General features: G+C 75.9%; 17 protein-coding genes. 9 read left to right on the top strand and 8 right to left on the bottom strand.

Annotated features, from left to right (window positions below):
• Positions 1-21 precede the first annotated feature (21 nt).
• The 4 genes from H1D33_RS15945 to H1D33_RS15930 are packed head-to-tail and all read left to right on the top strand — an operon-like array spanning position 22 to position 7,635.
• Positions 22-3,207 (top strand): ABC transporter permease, encoded by a 3,186-nt coding sequence (locus H1D33_RS15945; RefSeq protein WP_181572378.1) that lies wholly within the window; start codon positions 22-24, stop codon positions 3,205-3,207.
• On the top strand, positions 3,204-5,936 hold the full coding sequence (locus H1D33_RS15940; RefSeq protein WP_181572379.1) for an FtsX-like permease family protein: 2,733 nt from the start codon (positions 3,204-3,206) through the stop codon (positions 5,934-5,936). Before H1D33_RS15945 ends, H1D33_RS15940 begins: the two co-directional genes overlap by 4 nt.
• Positions 5,936-6,922 carry an ABC transporter ATP-binding protein gene (locus tag H1D33_RS15935; protein WP_181572380.1) on the top strand — a complete coding sequence of 329 codons (987 nt, stop codon included), beginning with the start codon at positions 5,936-5,938 and terminating at the stop codon, positions 6,920-6,922. Before H1D33_RS15940 ends, H1D33_RS15935 begins: the two co-directional genes overlap by 1 nt.
• Complete coding sequence (locus H1D33_RS15930; protein ID WP_181572381.1) at positions 6,922-7,635, top strand: ABC transporter ATP-binding protein; 714 nt, start codon at positions 6,922-6,924, stop codon at positions 7,633-7,635. The genes H1D33_RS15935 and H1D33_RS15930 overlap by 1 nt, the downstream gene beginning before the upstream one ends.
• Before the next feature lie 487 nt (positions 7,636-8,122).
• Here H1D33_RS15930 and H1D33_RS15925 read toward each other — a convergent pair whose 3' ends face one another.
• Entirely contained in the window at positions 8,123-8,668 is a 546-nt protein-coding gene (locus tag H1D33_RS15925; RefSeq protein ID WP_181572382.1) for a hypothetical protein, read from the bottom strand.
• A gap of 61 nt (positions 8,669-8,729) precedes the next feature.
• Complete coding sequence (locus H1D33_RS15920) at positions 8,730-9,182, bottom strand: GNAT family N-acetyltransferase (protein WP_181572383.1); 453 nt, start codon at positions 9,180-9,182, stop codon at positions 8,730-8,732.
• A gap of 51 nt (positions 9,183-9,233) precedes the next feature.
• Between H1D33_RS15920 and H1D33_RS15915 the strand changes: the two genes are divergently transcribed.
• The gene (locus H1D33_RS15915; protein WP_181572384.1) at positions 9,234-9,716 is read left to right on the top strand and encodes a potassium channel family protein; all 483 of its coding nucleotides are present in this window, start codon (positions 9,234-9,236) and stop codon (positions 9,714-9,716) included.
• On the opposite strand, the gene H1D33_RS15910 is transcribed toward H1D33_RS15915, so the two are convergent.
• Entirely contained in the window at positions 9,697-10,875 is a 1,179-nt protein-coding gene (locus H1D33_RS15910) for a PucR family transcriptional regulator (RefSeq protein WP_181572385.1), read from the bottom strand. The genes H1D33_RS15915 and H1D33_RS15910 overlap by 20 nt on opposite strands.
• Positions 10,876-11,048: 173 nt before the next feature.
• Here H1D33_RS15910 and H1D33_RS15905 point away from each other — a divergent pair, with 173 nt between their 5' ends.
• Positions 11,049-12,323: a YncE family protein gene (locus H1D33_RS15905; protein WP_181572386.1), complete on the top strand. Its 1,275-nt coding sequence runs from the start codon at positions 11,049-11,051 to the stop codon at positions 12,321-12,323.
• 17 nt (positions 12,324-12,340) lie between these two features.
• Here H1D33_RS15905 and H1D33_RS15900 read toward each other — a convergent pair whose 3' ends face one another.
• Both H1D33_RS15900 and H1D33_RS15895 read right to left on the bottom strand, forming a co-directional pair.
• A complete protein-coding gene (locus H1D33_RS15900; RefSeq protein ID WP_414685419.1) occupies positions 12,341-13,945 on the bottom strand; it encodes an alpha/beta hydrolase in 1,605 nt (534 codons plus the stop codon).
• Between the two features lie 19 nt (positions 13,946-13,964).
• Positions 13,965-15,077: an ATP-dependent DNA ligase gene (locus tag H1D33_RS15895; protein WP_181572388.1), complete on the bottom strand. Its 1,113-nt coding sequence runs from the start codon at positions 15,075-15,077 to the stop codon at positions 13,965-13,967.
• Positions 15,078-15,211: 134 nt separating this feature from the next.
• Here H1D33_RS15895 and H1D33_RS15890 point away from each other — a divergent pair, with 134 nt between their 5' ends.
• Together H1D33_RS15890 and H1D33_RS15885 are read left to right on the top strand one after the other, a co-directional pair.
• Positions 15,212-15,424 carry a hypothetical protein gene (locus H1D33_RS15890; RefSeq protein ID WP_181572389.1) on the top strand — a complete coding sequence of 71 codons (213 nt, stop codon included), beginning with the start codon at positions 15,212-15,214 and terminating at the stop codon, positions 15,422-15,424.
• 188 nt (positions 15,425-15,612) lie between these two features.
• Positions 15,613-16,035, top strand: coding sequence for an SRPBCC family protein (locus H1D33_RS15885; RefSeq protein ID WP_181572390.1), 423 nt, complete (start codon positions 15,613-15,615; stop codon positions 16,033-16,035).
• On the opposite strand, the gene H1D33_RS15880 is transcribed toward H1D33_RS15885, so the two are convergent.
• Positions 16,010-16,498, bottom strand: coding sequence for a GNAT family N-acetyltransferase (locus H1D33_RS15880; RefSeq protein WP_181572391.1), 489 nt, complete (start codon positions 16,496-16,498; stop codon positions 16,010-16,012). The two genes, H1D33_RS15885 and H1D33_RS15880, sit on opposite strands and share 26 nt — an antisense overlap.
• 72 nt (positions 16,499-16,570) lie before the next feature.
• Between H1D33_RS15880 and H1D33_RS15875 the strand changes: the two genes are divergently transcribed.
• Positions 16,571-17,071, top strand: coding sequence for a DUF1990 family protein (locus H1D33_RS15875; RefSeq protein ID WP_181572392.1), 501 nt, complete (start codon positions 16,571-16,573; stop codon positions 17,069-17,071).
• A 4-nt stretch (positions 17,072-17,075) separates the two neighbouring features.
• Here the strand turns inward: H1D33_RS15875 and H1D33_RS15870 are convergent, their stop codons facing one another.
• On the bottom strand, positions 17,076-17,990 hold the full coding sequence (locus tag H1D33_RS15870) for a DNA-3-methyladenine glycosylase family protein (protein ID WP_181572393.1): 915 nt from the start codon (positions 17,988-17,990) through the stop codon (positions 17,076-17,078).
• 175 nt (positions 17,991-18,165) lie between these two features.
• Positions 18,166-18,822, bottom strand: coding sequence for a COG4315 family predicted lipoprotein (locus H1D33_RS15865; protein WP_181572394.1), 657 nt, complete (start codon positions 18,820-18,822; stop codon positions 18,166-18,168).
• Positions 18,823-18,929 lie beyond the last annotated feature (107 nt).

Raw genomic sequence — 18,929 nt, 5'->3', positions numbered from 1 at the left:
CGGGCCAGGAGAGGACGTCGGATGAAGCTGGTGTGGAGGCGGGCGGTCGAGGCCCGTGGGCTGCTGCTCGCCGCCGCGGTCGCGGCGCTCGTGGCGGTCGGGCTGGTCACCGGGCTCTCCGACTACAACCGGCGGGCGGTCGAGGCGGGTGCCCGCGCGGTGCTCGACGCGGCCCCGGCGGAGGAGCGCAGCCTGCTGGTCAGCGGCTCCGGTGGCGCCGACGCGCAGGCGTTCGCCGAGCGGGATCGGGCGGTCCGGGCGCAGTTCGCGGGCGGCCTGGGCGGCGCGTCGGTCGCGGTGACCGCCGCCCGCTACGGCACCGGCCGGGAGCTCACCGGTGACGTGGGCGCCGCCCGCACCGACGACGATCCGATGTTCGCCAACCTGGCCACGCTCGACGACCTGCCGGCACACGCCGAGCTGACCGCCGGGACGTGGCCCACGGCCGGCGCCGACCCGTTGCAGGTGACGGTGCCGGAGAAGGTCGCGGCGCGGCTCGGGCTGGAGGTCGGGGAGCGGGTGCCGCTGTTCGACCGGGCCGCGGAGCGCGGCGGCGTGGTGACGATCGCCGGCACGTGGCGGCCGCGGGACGGCTCCGACGCGTACTGGCGGCTCGCCCCGGGCGTCGGCGACACCCAGGGGGACGCGGCGAGCACCTCGTACGGGCCGTTCGCGCTGGATCCGGCGGACTTCGCGCGTACCTTCCCGGGGTCGGTCTCGGCGGCCTGGCTGGTCGATCCGAACCTGGTCGGCGTCGAGCCGGCCGGGTTGCCCGCCGTCACCGCCGCGCTGGCCGACGTCACCGACGGGCTGCCCGAGGCCACCGGCCTGGGCTCCTCCGCGCAGCAGGTCAGCCACCTGGACCGGCTGGCGGACCGGCTCGGGCGGGCCGACCTGGTGGGCCGCTCGGCCCTGCTCACCCCGCTGCTGCTGATCGTGGTGCTCGGCGGGTACGCGCTGGTGCTGGTCGCCGCGCTGCTCAACGAAGACCGGCGGGCGCAGACCGCGCTGCTGCGCGCCCGGGGCGCCGCGCGCGGCCAGCTCGCCGGGCTGGCCGTACGCGAGGCGACGCTCGTGGTGGCGCCGGCCGTGCTGCTGGCCCCGCCGCTGACCGGGCAGGCGGTACGGCACCTCGGCGCGGACCTCGGGTTGACCGACGGCAGTGCCGCCCGGGTGTGGCTGGTCGCGGTCGGCGCCGCGGTCGGCTGCCTGCTCGCCATGGTGCTGCCGGCCCTGCGCCGGGCCGGCACCTACGTCGCCGACATGGCGGCCCGCTCCCGCCCCACCCGGGGCGCGGCGGTGCAACGCGCCAGCGTCGACGTGGCCCTGGTGGCGCTGGCCGTGCTCGCCTGGACCCAGTTGCGGCAGTATTCTTCGCCGCTGGCCGGCGCGAACGGCAGCCTCGGCATCGACCCGCTGCTCGCCGCCGCGCCCACCATCGGTGTGCTGGCCGGCGCGGTGATCGCGCTGCGGTTGCTGCCGCCGACCACCCGGCTCGCCGAACGGTTCGTCGACCGGCGACCGTGGAACGCCACCATGTTCGGCATGTGGCAGGCGGGCCGGCGCCCGCACGCCGGCCCGGTGCTGCTGCTCGCGCTCGCCGTCGGCGGCAGCACGCTGGCCTGGTCGCTGGTGGCCTCCTGGGAGCGGTCGCAGCGCGACCAGGCGTGGCACACGGTCGGCACCGACCTGCGGCTGACCGAGCGTGACGGCACCGCCCCGGACGACCGGGCCGCCGGGCTGGCCGCCGCACCCGGACTCGACCGGGTGCTGCCGGCCTGGCGGGACGACCTGCGGCTGGGCCGGGAGTCGCGGCCGGCGACCGCGGTCGCCCTCGACGCCGCCGCCGCGCGCGGGATGATCAGGCTCGCCGACGCCGACGGTGGGGCGTCCACCGCCGGCCTGCTGGACCGGCTGGTCGGCGCGCGGAGCGCACCCGCCGGTGGCGTCCTGCCGGCCGGGGCGCGGACGCTCGCCGGCACCGTCCGCACCCCGGTCGAGACCACGCTCACGCCGCCCAGGGTGACCGTGAGCGCGCTGTTCACCACGGACGCCGGCGCCGCCTGGCGGCTGCGGCTGACCGAGGCCGGCGGGGACGGCCGCCCGGTGCGCTTCTCCGCCACGCTGCCGGACGGCGGCGGGGCGCCGCTGCGGCTGGTCGGTTTCGAGGCCGACGGCGGGGACATCGTCGGCTCCTCCTACCGGCTGATCCTGGACGGCCTGCGGCTCACCGACGCCGGCGGCGCGGCGCTGCCGCTGCCGGTCGACGGCGCCTGGCGGGTGATCGACCCGGCGAGCGGACCGCGCGGCGCCGCGCGGGTCACCCCGGCCGGGGTGGACGTGGAGCGGAGGTTCGACGTGCCGGAGGGGCTGCTGCAGTACGCGAGCACACCCCCGTCGCGGTTCGTCGTGGTGCCGCGCGGGGACGCCCCGCCGGTGCCGGTGCTGATCACGCCGGGTGTCGCGGCCGCGCTGAGCGTGGGCACCGGCGACACCTTCAAGCTGCCGCTGGCGGAGGTGACGCTGGAGGTGAAGGTGGTCGGTCGGGTCGCCGCGGTTCCCGGCACCGAGGGCGACGGCGTGCTCGTCGACCTGCCCGCCGCCACCAACCAGGTGCTCCAGCAGCGCGGGGGCGTCCGGCCGACGGCCGAGTGGTGGCTGCGGACCGGGCCCGGCGGGCACGCCGACGCGGCGCGGGCGCTGGCCGGGCTGGACGGCACCGTCCTGCACGACCGGCGGCAGGTGGCCGAGGAGGCCGCGCGGGACCCGTACTGGCAGGGTGCCCGCACCGGGCTGCTCGCCGCCGCGCTCGGGTCCGTGCTGCTCGCCCTGGTGGGGCTGGCCGTCGACGTGTGGGCCACCACCCGGCGCCGGCTGACCGAGTTCGCCGTGTTCCACACGCTCGGCGCGACCACCCGGATGCTGGGCCGCGCCTACCTCGCCGAGCAGACGTTCCTGGCCGCGATCGGGGTCGGCGTCGGGCTGCTCGTCGGCGCCGTGGTCGCGGCGACCATGGTGCCCCTGGTGATCCTCACCCCGGCCGCCGGCCGGCCGGTGCCCGAGGCGGTCTTCGTCGTGCCCTGGTCACCGGTCGGGGCGACCGCCGTCGGGCTGCTGCTCGCCGCGCTCGCCTTCGCCGCCGTCATCACCACCGGGATCCGCCAGCGGGTCTCGGCCGTGCAGCTCCGCATGGGGGGAGAGCAATGACGCTGTCAGGTGCCGCCGGCCGGGTCCGGGCGTACGGGGGGCAGTTCCTGCTGCTCGCCGTCCTGACCGTGGTGACCGCGCTGCTGATCACCGGGGTGCCGCGGGTCGCCGACCGGCTCACCGGTCAGGGGCTGCGGGAGTACGTCGCGAACCAGCCGGCCGCCCTGCGTGACCTCACGTACGCCCAGGCGCCGACCACGTTCCCGTCGACCCAGCAGCCCGTCGTGGCCGCCCAGTCGGGTCAGCTCGACACGATCTCCGACCGGATGCCCGGCGCGGTGCGGGAGGCGATCGGGCAGCGCTGGTACGCCGCGGACACGACCCCGGGCCGGCTGCGCGGTCCGACGCTCTCCGCCGACAAGGGGCTGATCGACCTGGTCCTGCGCACCGGCGGCGGCCTGCGTGAGGCGGCCACCCTGACCGGCGGGCGGTGGCCGGAACGGGGCGTCGCCGCCTCCGGCGCGGTCGAGGTGGCGCTCTCCGACGCCGTGGCGCGGAGCCTGGGCGTCGCCCCCGGCGACCGGTTCAGCCTGTCGATGCTGGACCCGACCGACCCGACCGGCCGTCCGACGCGGTCCCGGCCGGTCGAGCTGGTCGGGGTGTGGCGGCCGAACGACCCGGGCGACGGGGTGTGGGACGGGCTGCCGTCGATGCTGCGGCTCACCCCGCCGGAGGGCGACGGCGACCCGTTCGTCGCGGTCGGCTACACCGCCGAGGCCGGGGTGGACGCCGCCGCCGCGGTCGGCTGGCCGGTGAGCTTCACCTGGCGCTACCGGATCGCACCGGAGCGGCTCGACCCGGGCCGGCTCGACGCGCTGATCGCCGGCCTCGACGGGCTGGAGCGGGTCCGGCCCGCCTCGGTCCGGCTGACCCAGGGCGTGGACGTCGCGTTGCGTCGCTTCGCCGACGCGTACGCCGCCGCCCGCACGCTGCTCGCGGTGATCGCCGCCGGGCTGCTCGCCACGCTGGCCGGGTTGTCCCTGCTGGCCGCCCGGCTGGCCGCACGTCGGCGGCGCGCGGAGTTCCACCTGATCCGGGCGCGGGGCGGTTCGACGGGGGCGCTGCTGCGCCGGGGCCTGGCCGAGTCGGCGCTGGTGCTGCCGGCCGCGGCCGGGATCGGCTGGCTGCTCGGCGGCCTGCTGCCCGGCACCGGGACGTCGGCGCGGTGGGTGCTGCTGGCCGCGCTGCTGGTCACCGCGCTCCCGCCGTTGGCGGCGCTGGCCGTCGGCCGGGGCGCCGCCGGCCGGTCCGACCTCGGCGGCCGGTCGCCGGCGGTCCGGCTCACCGTCGAGGTGGTGGTGCTCGGGGTGGCCGTGCTGGGGGCGTTCCTGCTGCGCCGGCGCGGGCTCGTCGCCGGGTCGGTGGATCCGCTGCTGGTGTCGGTGCCGGTGCTGCTGGCGGTGGCCGCGGCGTTGCTGGCGCTGCGCGCGTACCCGTGGCCGTTGCGGCTGCTGAGTCGCGCCACGGTCCGGGCGCGGGGCAGCGTCGCGTTCCTCGGCACCGCCCGCGCCGGCCGGGCCGCCAGCACCGGGCCGCTGGTCGTGGTGGTGCTGGCGGTCGCCACCGCGGCGTTCTGCGGGGTGGTGGCGACCGGCATCGAGGCCGGCCGGGACACCGCCGCGGCCCGCGCGGTGCCCGGGGACGTGCTGGTCGGCGGCGAACGGTTCGCGCCGGACACCGCCACCCAACTGGCCGCGCTGCCCGGGGTCCGGGCGGTGGCCCCGCTGCTGACCGTGCCGGCCGAGCGCCCGTTGGCCGACCGGGTGGGCCGGCCGACCCCGATCCGGGAGTTGCGGGTGCTGCTGGTCGACGCCGCCGGCTTCGCCGAGGTGGCCCGCCGCGCCGGCGTACCGGCGAGCGTGCCGGATGCGCTGCTGGCCGGCGGCGACGGCAGCACCCCGTTGCCGGCGGTGGTCTCCCCGACGATCGCCGGGGAGTTGGCCGACGCGGGGCTCGCCGACGGCGAGGGTCGCCGTCCCGCCTGGCTGGACGTGCAGGGCAACCGGCTGCCGGTGCGGGTCGCCGCCACGGTCGACGGGTTCGCGCTCGTCGACCGCGACGTCGACCGGTTCGTGGTGTTGCCCTGGCCGGCGCTGCCGGCCGACGCCGTGCACCCGCTCGCTCCGACCGGCTTCGTGCTGGCCGGGCCCGGCGTGGACACCGCCGAGGTGAACCGGGTGGCGGTCGAGGGGCAGCGGCGCTACCTGCGGATCGGCACGGTGGACACCGGGGACAAGGCCCGCGCGCCGGAGGTGACCAGCCGGTCCGAGGTCCGCGCCGAGCTGGGCGGCAGCGGGGTGAACGGGCTGCTGGTCTTCGGGTTCGCGCTCGGCGCCGGCGGTGGCGCGGTGCTGGGCCTGCTCGGCTTGGCGTTCGCGGTGCTCGCCGGGGCCCGCTCCCGGGGTCAGGTGCTGTCCCGGCTGCGCACCATGGGCCTGTCCCGCCGGCAGTGGCGCGGGCTGCTGCTGGTCGAGCTGACCCCGCTGGTGCTGGTGTCGGTGCTCACCGGCGCGGTGGTGGGCGCGCTGCTGCCGTTGCTGCTCACCCCGGTGCTCGGCCTGCCCGCGTTCACCGGCGGGGTGGGCGTGCGTCCCCGTTTCGAACCCGGCCTGGTGGCCGGGGTGTCGGCCCTGGCCCTGCTGGCCCTCGGCTTCGCGATCACCGTGGAGGCCGTGAACAACCGCCGGATGCGCCTCGGTGAGGTGCTGCGGCTCGGAGAGGAGAGCTGATGACCGCGACCGCGGAGGCTGCGCCGGACCTGGCCGCCCTGCAACGACGTGCCGCCGAGCGCGCCGCCGAACGGGCCGGCGGCCGGGACCGGCTGCGCGGGCACATCGTCTGCGACGGCCTGGTGCGCATCTTCAAGACCGAGGGCGTCGAGGTGGTCGCCCTGCAGGGCCTCGACCTGGTGATCGACCGGGGCGAGCTGGTCGCGATCGTGGGCGCCTCCGGCTCGGGCAAGTCCACCCTGCTCAACATCCTGTCCGGGTTGGACACGCCGACCGCCGGCATCGCCCGGGTCGCCGAGTACGACCTGCTCGCCCTGTCGCACAAGAAGCGGTTGGCCTACCGGCGGGAGATGGTCGGCTTCATCTGGCAGCAGACCGGCCGCAACCTGCTGCCGTACCTGACCGCGGTGGAGAACGTCGAGCTGCCGATGAAGCTGGCCGGCCGGGGCGGCGGCCGGCGGGAGCGGCGGGAGCGGGCGCTGCGCCTGCTCGACATGGTCGGGGTCGGCCACTGCGCGGACCGGCGGCCAGGCCAGATGAGCGGCGGCGAGCAGCAGCGGTGTGCGGTGGCCGTGGCGGTGGCCAACGACCCGGAGATCCTCTTCGCCGACGAGCCGACCGGCGAGCTGGACGAGGCGACCGGCGCGGAGGTCTTCGCCGCGCTGCGCACCATCAATGCCGAGCTGGGCGTGACCATCGTGGTGGTCACCCACGACCACGCCGTGGCCGGTCAGGTCCGCCGGACCGTCGCCATCCGCGACGGCCGGACCGCCTCCGAGGTACGCCGGACCGCGCGGACCACCGCGGACGGCGGCACCGAGCTGGTCAGCGAGGAGTACGCGGTGCTCGACCGCACCGGCCGGATGCAGTTGCCGGCGCCGTTCGTGGAGGCGCTGTCGCTGCGCGACCGGGTGCGGCTCAACCTGGAACCCGACCACGTCGAGGTGCGCCCCGGCGACCGGGCGCACGCCGAGGAGAGTGAGTGATGACCGAGCGGGCCGTGGCGCCGTCGACCACGACGGTCGAGGACGTGGTGCGGGTCGAGGGGGTGAGCCGCACCTTCGGCCGGGGGGAGCACGCGGTGCACGCCGTGCGGGACGTCTCCTTCACCGCCGGTCGCGGTGAGCTGGTCGCGGTCCGCGGCCGGTCGGGTGCCGGCAAGACCACGCTGTTGAACCTGGTCGGCGGCCTGGACCGGCCGGACGCCGGGCGGATCCGGGTGGCCGGGCACGACGTGACCTCGGCGGGGGAGCGGGAGCTGCTGTCGCTGCGCCGGGGCACCGTCGGCTTCGTCTTCCAGACCTTCGGCCTGGTGCCGATCCTGTCCGCGGCGGAGAACGTCGGGGTGCCGCTGCGGCTGGCGAAGGTGCCGGCGGCGGAGCGGGAACAGCGGGTGGCGGTGCTGCTGGAACTGGTCGGGCTGGGCGCGCACGCCGCGCAGCGCCCGTACGAGCTGTCCGGCGGGCAGCAGCAGCGGGTGGCGGTGGCCCGGGCGCTGGCCAACGAGCCGGACCTGCTCATCGCCGACGAGCCGACCGGGCAGCTCGACTCGGAGACCGGACGCTCGATCATGGACCTGCTCCGTGCGGTGGTGCACGCCCGGGGGATGACCGCGCTGGTCGCGACGCACGATCCGGCGCTGATCGAGCTGGCCGACCGCACCCTCGTCCTGCGGGACGGTCAGTTGGTGACCGACTGACAAAGCCGACGCGCCCGACCACGGTGCGCCGGAGCCCGGCACCCGTAGCCCGATGCCGGGCTCCGGGCTCCGGGCTCCGGGCTCCGGGCTCCGGGCTCCGGGCTCCGGGCTCCGGGCTCCGGAGATCTTGGAACGAAACGGGCCCCAGAGGGGCACATTCTTACCAAGATCTCGGTCTTTCCCAAGCTGCGGAACGTCAATCTCGCTCATCGGAAGCGTCGCCTCTTCCAGCCGGGCCGGCGGCGCTGTCGTCAACTGCTCGCTGAGTGGCGGCACACCGCCGAGATCCACGCCGGCCGAGCTGCACCGGATCCCCGGCCCCGCCGAGTGACGACGACTTCGGGCCGGTCGCGCGCCCGGCCCGGCGCATGAGCAAACGCACCGAGCGAAGCGAGGGCCATGAGCGCATACCCGGCCAGCACGGCGTGAGCGCGAAACGCGGCGACCGCGCCGCCCCACGCCCGGCCCCGGGGCTGGATCAGGCGACTCACCGACTAGCGGAGCCCGAGCGGCGGCGGTGGTAGGCCCAGGTGACCGCGAGCAGCAGCGGGCCCCAGAGCAGCAGCGGGGCGTAGGCGGCCACCAGCAGGGCGAAGCCGCCGGCCGGCAGCCCCAGGTCGTTGCCGTCGACAAGCACGCCCCACGACGCGTATCCCCAGATCAGGGTGAGCGCGCCGGCGCCGGCGGTGGCGGCGGTGACCGCGAACGACGGCGGTACCCGCCGGCCGCCGACCAGCGGGAGGCGGCGGGGGAACACCTCGCCCCACGGGCGGACCAGGCCCAGCGAGAGCAGCGCCAGCCCCTCCGAGACCAGGCTGAGCGCGACGATGTAGACGCTCTCGCCGAACCCGGGGCGGATTCGGTCGCCGGCCACCACCGCGCCGATCGGCACGCCGGCGACCAGCGCGATCCGCCACAGCCCGGACGGGAGCACGACCAGCGGGATCAGGTGCGCGGCGCGGACCGCCCACGGTTGCGGCGGGCGGCCGTCGTGCGGGTGGACGGTCGGCGGGGACAGCGTGTCGGTGGGCATACCGTCAGCCTGGTCGTCGGCCGGGCGCGAACCCTCCCCCGCCGGAGGGACCGGTGCCCCTCTACAGGGCCAGCTTCATCCCCTCGTGGCTGGCCACGAAGCCCAGGTCGCGGTAGAACCGGTGCGCGTCGGCGCGCTGCTTGTCGGTGGTGAGCTGCACCAGCGCGCAGCCCCGCGCGCGGGCCTGGTCGATCGCCCAGCGCATCATCGCCCCGCCCAGCCCGCGACCGCGCCGGTCGGAGCGGACCCGCACCGCCTCGATCAGCGACCGCTCGGCACCGTGCCGGCCCAGACCGGGGATGTAGGTGATCTGGAAGCAGCCGACCAGCTCGCCGCCGTCGTCGGCGACGATCATCAGGTTGCGCGGGTCGGCGTCGAGGTCGGCGAACGCCCGCTCGTACGCCTCGTCGACCTCGGGCAGGTCGCGGGTGCGGCCGAGCACGTCGTCGGCGAGCAGGGCGAGCACGGCGGGCAGGTCGGCCCGGACGGCCTCCCGGAAGATCACGTCGGTCACCCGCCCAGACTCGCACAGCGACGGGTGGCGATGACCGTGCAGCATGACGCCATGGAACTTCTGCTGCTGCCGTTCCGCTGGATCTACCGGGGGCTGGTCTGGTTCGCCAACTCGCCGCGGACGCTGATCACCTCGTACCTGTTGATGATCGTGGTGGCCGGCGTGCTCTACAGCCAGGCCGAGCACAAGGGCGCGGCGGACTCGGTCTGGTGGGCGGTGGTGACCGCCTCCACGGTCGGCTACGGCGACATCTCCCCGACCACGTTCGCCGGGCGGTTCCTCGCCGCGCTGCTCATCTCCACCATGGTGCTGCTGGTGATTCCGCTGATCACCGCGCACTTCGCCAGCCGGCTGATCGTCGACGACGACGCGTTCGAGCACGCCGAGCAGGAGGAGCTGAAGTCCGACGTCCGGCGGCTGCGGGCGCTGGTCGAGGAGATGGCCGCCCGGCAGGGCGTGGTGCTGCCCGAGCCGGTTCGTCCGACGCCCGAGCCGGCGCCCGGCGACCGCCGGATCAGGCGCCGCCGCCGGTGACCTCGCGCGCCGGGCAGCCGTCCAACCAGCTCCGCAACGCCCACCACCAGTGCACGGTCTCCGGCACCGTGCACCGCGCCCCCTCCTCGACCGGCGGCCCGCCGGTGACCTCCCGGAGCCGGCGCATCCGGTAGCGCACCGTGTTCGGGTGCACGTGCAGCGCGGCGGCGGTCTGGTCCAGCCGCTGGCCGTGGTCCAGCCAGGCGAGCGCGGTGGCGGCGAGTTCCCGGTGGAACTCGTCGGCCGGGTCGAGCGCGCCGAGCAGCGTGCCCCGCAGCAGCTCGGCCAGGGCCGGCTGGGCGGCCAGCGCGGTCTCCCCGGCCAGGTCGGTGACCCGGCGCAGCCCGCGCAGCCGCCGGTGCGTGGCGGTGCGCAACGCCGCCAGGCAGAGCGCGTACATCGCCGGGGCCCGCTCCAACGGCTGCGCCGGCGCCACCAGGGCCAGCAGGTCGGCCGGGGTGCCGCCGGGCAACCGGGGGAGCAGGCCGGCCAGCCGGTCCTCGATGGTGCCGAGCAGGCCGCCGTGCCGGGTGAGCTGCCGGTGCAGGGTGTGCGACCGCACCGGGTCGGCGCGGGTGGCGACCAGGCAGTGGTAGCGGCCGTCCGGCCGGAGGCCGAACCGGGTCAGCTCCGCCGGGGGCGTGCCGGCCGGCCCGTCGAGCAGCAGCCGGCGCAGCAGCCCGGCCCGGGCCGCGGCGCCACCGCCGACCAGTTCCCGCTCGGCGGCGCGGTGCCCGTCCACCACCGCCCGCTCCACCGCGGCGGCGTACCGGCCGATGACGAGCAGCCCCTCCAACAGCACCTCGTCGGCGATGCCGGCGGCCCGGCCGTGCCGGACCACCAGTTCCACCGCCCGGTCCCGGCCGGCCTGCACGCCGCGCAGCAGGCCGGCGACGGAGATGCCCTGCGCGGCCCGGTCGGCGCCCAGCCGGCGGGCCTCGGTGAAGTCACGCCCGGCGGGGTCCTCGTGCCGTTCCAGCGCGCCGAGACCGCTGGTGAGCAGCAGGACCACCTGGCGTCGGACCTCGCCGGGCGGGAGGCGGGCCACCTCCGGCGAGGCGGTACGGGCGGCCGACGCCACCTCGTCCACGGCGACCGTGTCGGCGGCCAGCTCGCGCAGCAGCGCGCCGAACGTGGAGGCGTTCGAAGTCCGGGTCATCGGCGCCCGCCGCCTCCCGTTGTCGTCGCGGCACAACCGGGCCGGTCGGGCGTTGGCGTCCGGTGCCTAGTCACGGAGACCGGCCGGTTGCTCTCCTGGTTGTTACCGCAAGGTAACACCGATCGAGCCACCGAGGAACGTCGATGTCCCAACCCGGCCGTCAGGAGGCGTCCATGACCCCCGTGCCATCCCGCCCGCCCCGATCCCGCCGCCGCGCCGGCCTCGCCGCGCTGGCCGCCCTCGCCCTCGCCGTGTCCACCCCGCTGGCCGCGGCGCCCGCGCCCGCCTCGGCCGCCGCCGCGCTCGAGGAGGTGATGTTCGTCGGCAACAACTGGGACGGCACCGCCGACGTCATCCGCTCCCGCGGCGACTACGCCAGGATCGGCCGGATCGACGTGATCCCGGACCGGACCGCGCGGCTGCGCGAGATCTACCTCAACCCGATCAAGCTGGCCTACTTCCTCGGCATCCGGCAGGGCCCGGGGGAGGGCCACGACCAGTTCGTCGACGACATGTACACCACGCCGGACGGCAGCGCCCTGGTCGTGTCCCGGCCCAGCTTCGCCGACGTCGTGTCGATCGACCTGGCCACCGGCGGGGTTCGCTGGCGGTTCCCGGTCTCCGGCTACCGCGCCGACCACATGGCCGTGTCACCGGACGGCACCCGGGTGGCGGTCTCCGCCTCCACCTCGAACACCGTGCACGTGCTGGACATTCGCACCGGGGTGCAGCTCGGCTCGTTCGGCACCGGCGACAAGCCGCACGAGAACATCTTCACCGACGGCGGCCGTCGACTGTGGAACATGTCCATCGGCGAGGTCAACACCGACCTGGACGCGCCCTGGCTCGACTGGACCAAGGGGGACCGGAAGATCACCGTCGCCGACACCAGCACGTTTCAGGTGGTCAAGGTGATCGACATGCGGGACCGGCTGGACGCCGCCGGCCGCCGCGACCTCTCCGACGCGGTCCGCCCGGCGGTGTTCACCCCGGACGGCAGCCGGCTCTACTTCCAGGTGTCGTTCTTCAACGGCCTGGTCGAGTACGACGTGGCCGCCGACCGGATCACCCGGGTCGCCACGCTGCCGAAGAACCCGGCCACCAGCGAGGACCGCACCACCTGGGTGAACGACTCACGCCACCACGGCCTGTCGGTCAGCCCGGACGGGTCGCGGCTCTGCGTCGCCGGCACCATGGACGACTACGCGACCGTGGTCGACCGGGCCACCCTGCGCGAGGGCACGTTGGTGCCGGCCAGCAAGCCCTACTGGGCCACGGTCAGCGGGGACGGCCGGGACTGCGTCATCTCCGAGTCCGGCGCGGACCGGGTCACCGCGATCAGCTTCGCCACCGGCCAGAAGGTCGCCAGCGTTCCGGTCGGCGACCACCCGCAGCGGGTCCGCATCGGGCACCTGCCCGAGGGCTGGACGCCGCCGGCCGCCGGCTGACACCGCACGCCGCACCGTCACCGGGCGGGGCAGCGCAGCCCCTCCCGGGGGACGGTGAGCGAGATCAGGTACGCGTCGACGGCCGCCGTCACGCACCGGGTCTGCGGATAGGCGGTGTGCCCCTCGCCCTCCCACGTCAGCACCCGGCCGACACCAAGCATCGAGGCCAGCGCGGCGGTCTGCTCGTAGGGCGTGGCCGGGTCGCCGGTGGTGCCGACCACCAGGATCGGCGGCGCGCCGGTCGCCCGCCCGGTGGGGTACGGATCACGCCCGCCCGGCCACTCCACGCAGCCGAGCATCCCCACCGCCAGCGCCGGACCGAACAGCGGATATTTCTGCCGCCACTGCGACTGCAACGACCGCACCTGCTCCCGGGTCGGCTTCTCGGACTCGTCGGCGCAGTTGACCGCCAGGTTGGCGTCGAACAGGTTGGAGTAGTGCCCGTCGTCCTCACGGCCGGCGTACGCGTCGGCGAGCTTGAACACGCCCGCCGGGTCGCCGCCCTGCAACTCGTCGATCGCCCGGGCCAGCTCCTGCCACCCCTGCTCGGTGTAGAGCGAGGAGATCACCGCGTAGAACACCCAGCCGGCGGTGGCCTTCCGACCGCCCGCGCCCCGCACCGGCGAGGCGTTGGCCTTGTCGATCGCGGCGGTGACCGCGCCCCGCGCGTCCGGCGCGATCGGGCAGCGCCCGGCGTTCGCCGCGCACCACCGGGCGAAGTTGTCGAACGCCCGCTCGAAGCCCTTGGCCTGGCTCTCCGAACCGGCGATCAACTGCTGCCTCGGGTCGACCGCGCCGTCGAGCACCAGCGCCCGCACCCGCTGCGGGTAGAGCTGGGCGTAGGTGGCGCCCAGCAGCGTGCCGTAGGAGTAGCCGAGATAGCTCAGCTTCTCGTCGCCGACCGCCGCGCGCACCGCGTCCATGTCCCGGGCGGCCTGCTCGGTGCCGTAGAGCGGAAGCTGGTCGCCGTACTTCGCGCCGCACCGTTCGCCGATGCGCCGGTTGAGGTCGACGAAGCCGTCGAAGGACGCCTGGCCCTCCGGGTCGGGGTCGTAGCCGAAGCTGGCGTCCAGGTCGGCGTCGGGAATGCACCTGACCGGGCTGGACCGGGCCACCCCGCGCGGGTCGAAGCCGACGATGTCGAACCGGTCGGTGATCGCCGTCGGCAGGCCGCCGAACGCCGGGCCGAAGGAGAGGTAGACCGCGGTGTCCACCCCGGACGCGCCGGGGCCGCCCGGGTTGACCACCAGCGACCCGATCCGGTCGCGCTGCTTGGTGGAGCGCGCCCGGATCAGCGCGATCTCGAACGTCTCGCCGGTGCCCGGCCCGGTGGTCGCGCCGGTGGTCGCCCCGGCGCCCCAGTTGCGCGGCACCAGGATCCGGGCGCAGTCGTAGCGCATGTCGGCCGCGCCCCGGCCGACCAGCTCGTCGGGCACCTCCGGGCAGGACCGCCAGGTGGGCGCGCTGCCCGGCGGGGCCGCCTCGCCCTCGCTCTCGGCACGCGGGGCGAACGCCGGCAGCGTGCAGCCGGCGGTGAGCACCACCGCCGCGACGAACGCGGCCAGCGTGGGCCGGACCCGGCGGGGCCGGTGGGGGAAGCCTGTCACGTGGGCGCCTTCCATGATCGGGTCGACCGCCAGGCTACGCCCGGCCGCCGGCGTCGCTCACCGTCGCCGCCGGATCCCCGCGCAGCACCTCGTCGACGTCGAAGCGGATCGGGCGGTCGAGCTGGCCGTAGTCGCACGAGCGGGGGTCACGGTCGGGGCGCCAGCGCAGGAACCGTGCGGTGTGCCGCAGCCGGTCGCCCTCCATCGCGTCGTAGGCCACCTCGACCACCAGCTCCGGGCGCAGCGGCTCCCACTCCAGGTTCTTGCCGCCGGTCCACCGGCTCACCCCGCCCGGGATGCGCTGGCCCCGCTCGTGGTCGCCGTGCACCCACGGGTGGTCGCCGCCGACGTCGCGGTAGGGCTCCAGCTCGTCGAGCAGCTCCTTGCGCCGGGCCATGGTGAACGACGAGCTGACGCCGATGTGGTGCAGCAACCCGTCGTCGCCGTAGAGGCCGAGCAGCAGCGAGCCGACCACCGGGCCGGACTTGTGCCAGCGGAAGCCGGCCACCACCGCGTCCGCCGTGCGGGCGTGCTTGACCTTGGACATCAGCCGCTTGCCCGGCTCGTAGGGCAGGTCGGCCGGCTTGACGATGAGGCCGTCCAGGCCGGCGCCCTCGAACACCTCGAACCAGCGCCGCGCCGTCTCCGGGTCGGTGGTCACCTGGGTCACGTGCACCGGCGGCCGGACCCCGGCCAGGGCCCGCTCCAGCCGCTCCCGGCGCTGCGGGTAGGGCCGGTCGGTGAGCAGCTCGTCGTCGACGGCGAGCAGGTCGAACGCGACGAAGTCGGCAGGCGTGGTCTCGGCCAGCAGCTTCACCCGCGAGGCGGCCGGATGGATGCGCTGCGCGAGCAGCTCGAAGTCGAGGCGCGGCTGCCCGCCCGGCCCGTCCCGGCGGATCACGATCAGCTCGCCGTCGACCGCGCAGCGGGGCGGGAGCTGGCGGCGCGCCTGCTCCACCACCTCGGGGAAGTAGCGCGTCATCGACTTGCCGCCGCGGCTGGCCAGCTCGACCTCGTCGCCGTCGCGGAAGACGATGCAGCGGAAGCCGTCCCACTTCGGCTCGTAGGTCAGGCCGGGATCGGTGGGCAGCTCGGCGACGCTCTTGGCGAGCATCGGCTCGACCGGTGGGTTGATCGGCAGGTCCACGGCGACCAGTCAACCAGACCCCACCGACGGTGGTGAGCCAGATCACCGCCCGGGTCGGGCGGCGTGTCCCGTCCCGGTCCCTTCGTCACCGCCGACCGGATGATGTAACCGCAGGTCAGAGCTACCGTCGCGGCGTGTCGGAGTGGAGTTGCGGATGCTGCGGGCGCTGGCGGGTCAGCGTGGAGCTGGTCCGCGGGCGGTACCGCTACCGGCTGGTGCACCGCTACCCGCCCGAGCACGGCGGCGGCGCGAACGTCGTCGGCGAGGTGGGCTCCGTGCCCGAACTGGAGCACCTGCTCCACCGCTACACCCCGCTCACCCTCGCCGACCTCCGCGAACCCGCCTGACCCACCGGTCCCCGGCCGGGACCGCCGCCCGCCCGCCGACTGCCCGCCGATCTTGGACTTGTGGTGCCTGACAAACTCCGCCTGACGGACATCCTGGGCGCCACAACTCCAAGATCGACGAGCAGGGGAACGGCGGGGGCGGCGGGGCGGGGTTAGGGTTGGGGGACTGTCCATGGGGGAGGGACGTTATGCGGTTCGTGGAGGTCGTCGAGATCGCCGCTGACGTCGAGCGGGTCTGGGCGGTGCAGAGCGACATCGAGCGCTGGGCCGAGTGGACGCCCTCGGTCACCGCCGCCCACCGGCTGGAGCCCGGACCGCTGGCCCTCGGCTCCACCGCCCGGCTGACCCAGCCCCGGCTACGACCCGCCGTGTGGCGGGTCACCGAGATCGACCCGCCGTACGCCTTCGTCTGGGAGTCCACCGCCCCCGGCGTGCGCAGTCGCGGCGAGCACCGGCTGGTGCCGCTGGACGACGGACGCACCCGCGCCGAGCTGGTCCTGGCGCAGACCGGCCCGCTGGCCGGGCTGGTCGGGCTGGTCGGCGGTGCCACCATGCGCCGCTACCTGCGCCAGGAGGCGGACGGGCTCAGGCGTCGCTGCGAGCGGGGCTGACCTTCTCCAGCACCGCCAGCCGGTTGCCGTTCTCGTCCGGCCGGTGCGCCACCACCCGGTAGCCGCGCCGGGCGTACAGGCCCAGGTTGTCGGTGCTGTCGGCGCCGGTGAACAGCGCGAACCGCGTCACCCGGCCGGCGCAGGCCCGCTCCACCGCGCTCAGCAGCCGCCCGCCGATGCCGTGCCCCTGCTGGTCCGGCGCGACCGAGAGCCGGCCGACGTGGGCGGTGCCCCCGTCCAGGCGGGCCCGCACCGACCCGACCAGGCGGGTGCCGCGCCGGGCGGCGAGCACCACGGCCGGGCCGGCCAGCGCCGCCCGCACCTCGTCCAGCGTCTCGGTCAGCGGGGGCAGGAACAGGTCCCGGTAACGCTGCGCCTCCACCAGGTACGCGGCGCGCTGCACGGTGAGGATCTCACCCGCGTCCGAGGCGACGGCGGGGGCGATGGTCACGTCGTCGGTCACCGGCTCAGCTCACCACATCCGCGTCGCGCGGTCGTACCCTGGCGGGTGTCCCCGTGCGAGGAGGTGGCCGACGTGGCCGAGCTGACGTACCCGGAGGTGGGCGCGACCCGCGACGGCGGCCTGCCGGCCGGCTACCACCACCTGCGCCACCGCGTCCGGCTGCCGGACGGCGGTTTCCCGACCGCGGCGGACGCGGTGCTCGGCTGGCGGCTGCACCGCGCCGCCGGCGTGGTGATGCGCGCCGACGCGCCGCGCGCCGCCCCCGGGGTGCGGGTCACGCCGGGGCTCGGCGTCGGGCCGGCGCGGCTGTGGGGCCCGACCGAGGTGGTCTGGGCGGTCGACGAGCCGGACCGGGCCGGCTTCGGCTACGGCACGCTGCCCGGGCACCCGGAGATCGGCGAGGAGGCGTTCCTGGTCACCCGCGGCCCGGACGGGACCTTCTTCGAGGTGACCGCGTTCAGCCGGCCGGCGCACTGGTACGTGCGGGCCGCCGGGCCGGTCACCCGGGGCTTCCAACTGGGGTACGCCTGGTGGCTGGGGCGCACGCTGCGCCGGCTGTGCGCCGGGCGGTGACCGCTCAGTAGCGGGCGAACGAGCGGATCGGGGCGCGCGGCCCGTACTTCGGGGCCTGGATGCCGGCGGCCTCCAGCAGCACGCACACCCGCCCCCGGTGGCCGGCGAACGGCGCCAGCAGCGCCAGCATCCGGGCGTCGTCCCCGCGTGGCTCCCCGGCCAGCGCCCAGGCCACCGTGTTCGGCACGTGGTAGTCGCCGACGCTGACCGCGTCCGGGTCGCCGTACGCGATCCGGACCACCTCGGCGGCGGTCCACGGCCCGATGCCGGCGATCGCGGTGAGCCGGCGGGTCGCCTCGGCCGCGTCCGCGCAGCGCTCCAGCCGGTCCGCCACGGCGGCCGCGCGGCGCAGCGTGTCCGCCCGGCGCTGCTCCACCCCGAACGGGTGGAACACCCAGTACGGCGTGGCCGCCACCGCGGCCGGCTCCGGCGGCAGCAGCAGCGGTTGCAGCGGACCCGGCGCCGCCTCGCGGAAGTGCCGCACGGTCGCCGCGTACGCCCGGTAGGCCTCCTTGCCGGTGACCTTCTGCTCGAAGACGGCCCGCAGCAGCCGGGGGAAGACCTGCCCGGTGGCGGGCATCCGCAGCCCGTGGTGCGCCTGCGCCAGCCGGGCCACCAGCGGGTGCGTGGCGGCCAGCGCGGCGAACCCGGTCAGGTCGTCGCGCAGCCCGGCCACGCCGTCGGCGCGGTCGACCACCCAGTCCGCCCCCGGCCCGTAGCCCTCGGCGACCAGCTCACCGGCCTCCGGGCGCAGCGCCAGCGTGGCCGGACCGTCCGGGGTGCGGGTGGCCCACCAGAAGCTGCCGGCGGCGATCCGCGCGCACGGGTCGTACGGGCTGAACGTCAACGCCCGCACCGAGGCGGCGAGGCGGTAGCCGGCCGGCGGGCGCAGCGTCCGGCGGGCGGCGGGCGAGGTCACCCCGCCACTCTGCCACGGCGGGCCGCCGTGACGGCGGACACCGCCGTGCGCGGCGAGCGCGCGGCGGTGTCCGTGCCGGGAGGCGGGGCGATGCCGGTACGCCCCGTCTCCCGGGTCCACGACGGTGACCGGCCGCGCCCTCCCCGGCGGCGGCCGGTCACCGTGTCCGGTGCGGTCAGTACGAGTAGTCCGAGCCGCCACCCGAGCTGCCCGAGTCACCCGACGCGGGCGGGGCGACCGCCTTCGGGGTGCCCGTCGGCAGGCAGGTCAGGTTCTTCTTGCCGTTCGGGTCGACGACGAACCAGGTGCCGCCGACGCCCTGGCCCTTCCACTGGCCCGGCTTCTTGTCACCGATGTAGCGGTAGACCGGCCAGTCGCCGATGGTGATCTGGCGGGTGCCGTCCTGGCGGGTGACGGTGCCGACCTTGTCGTCGGAGACGCCCTGCAACTGCGGGTTGCCGTCGGTCAGCGCCGGCGGCCAGACCTCGGCGCACTTGTCCACGCAGTTGGACTGCGCCGGGTTCGCCGAGTCCTTGTCGAAGCGGTACAGCACCCAGCCGTCCTGGTCGGTGACGACCTTGCCCATCCGGGGCAGCTTCTTGCCGACCAGCTCGTCGGTGAGCTTCACGTCCGACGGGGGCGCCTTGTCGGCCGCCGGTTCCTCCGGCGAGGCCGACGCCTCCGGTTCGGCGGCCGCGGTCGGCTCGGCCGCGGCGACGGCGACCGGCTCCGCCGCGCCCGAGTTCGCCCCGTTGTAGCCCGCGGGGGCGCAGGCCGTAAGTGCGACCATCGCGCTCGCGACGATGACGGTCGTCCGCATGTGGTGTGCCACGTGCCCTCCTCGTTCTTGGCAGTTCGCCCGGTAGTACGGGCGGCGGCGCTGTCAAGGTTGAATCGAGAAGGGTGGTCCATTTCACAGTGGACTCGTTGAACCGTTCC

Source organism: Micromonospora ferruginea (genome assembly GCF_013694245.2).
GTDB classification, from domain to species: domain Bacteria; phylum Actinomycetota; class Actinomycetes; order Mycobacteriales; family Micromonosporaceae; genus Micromonospora; species Micromonospora robiginosa.
Note: the sequence above shows the minus strand (reverse complement) of the source record. Positions and strands in the feature narration are given on the sequence as shown.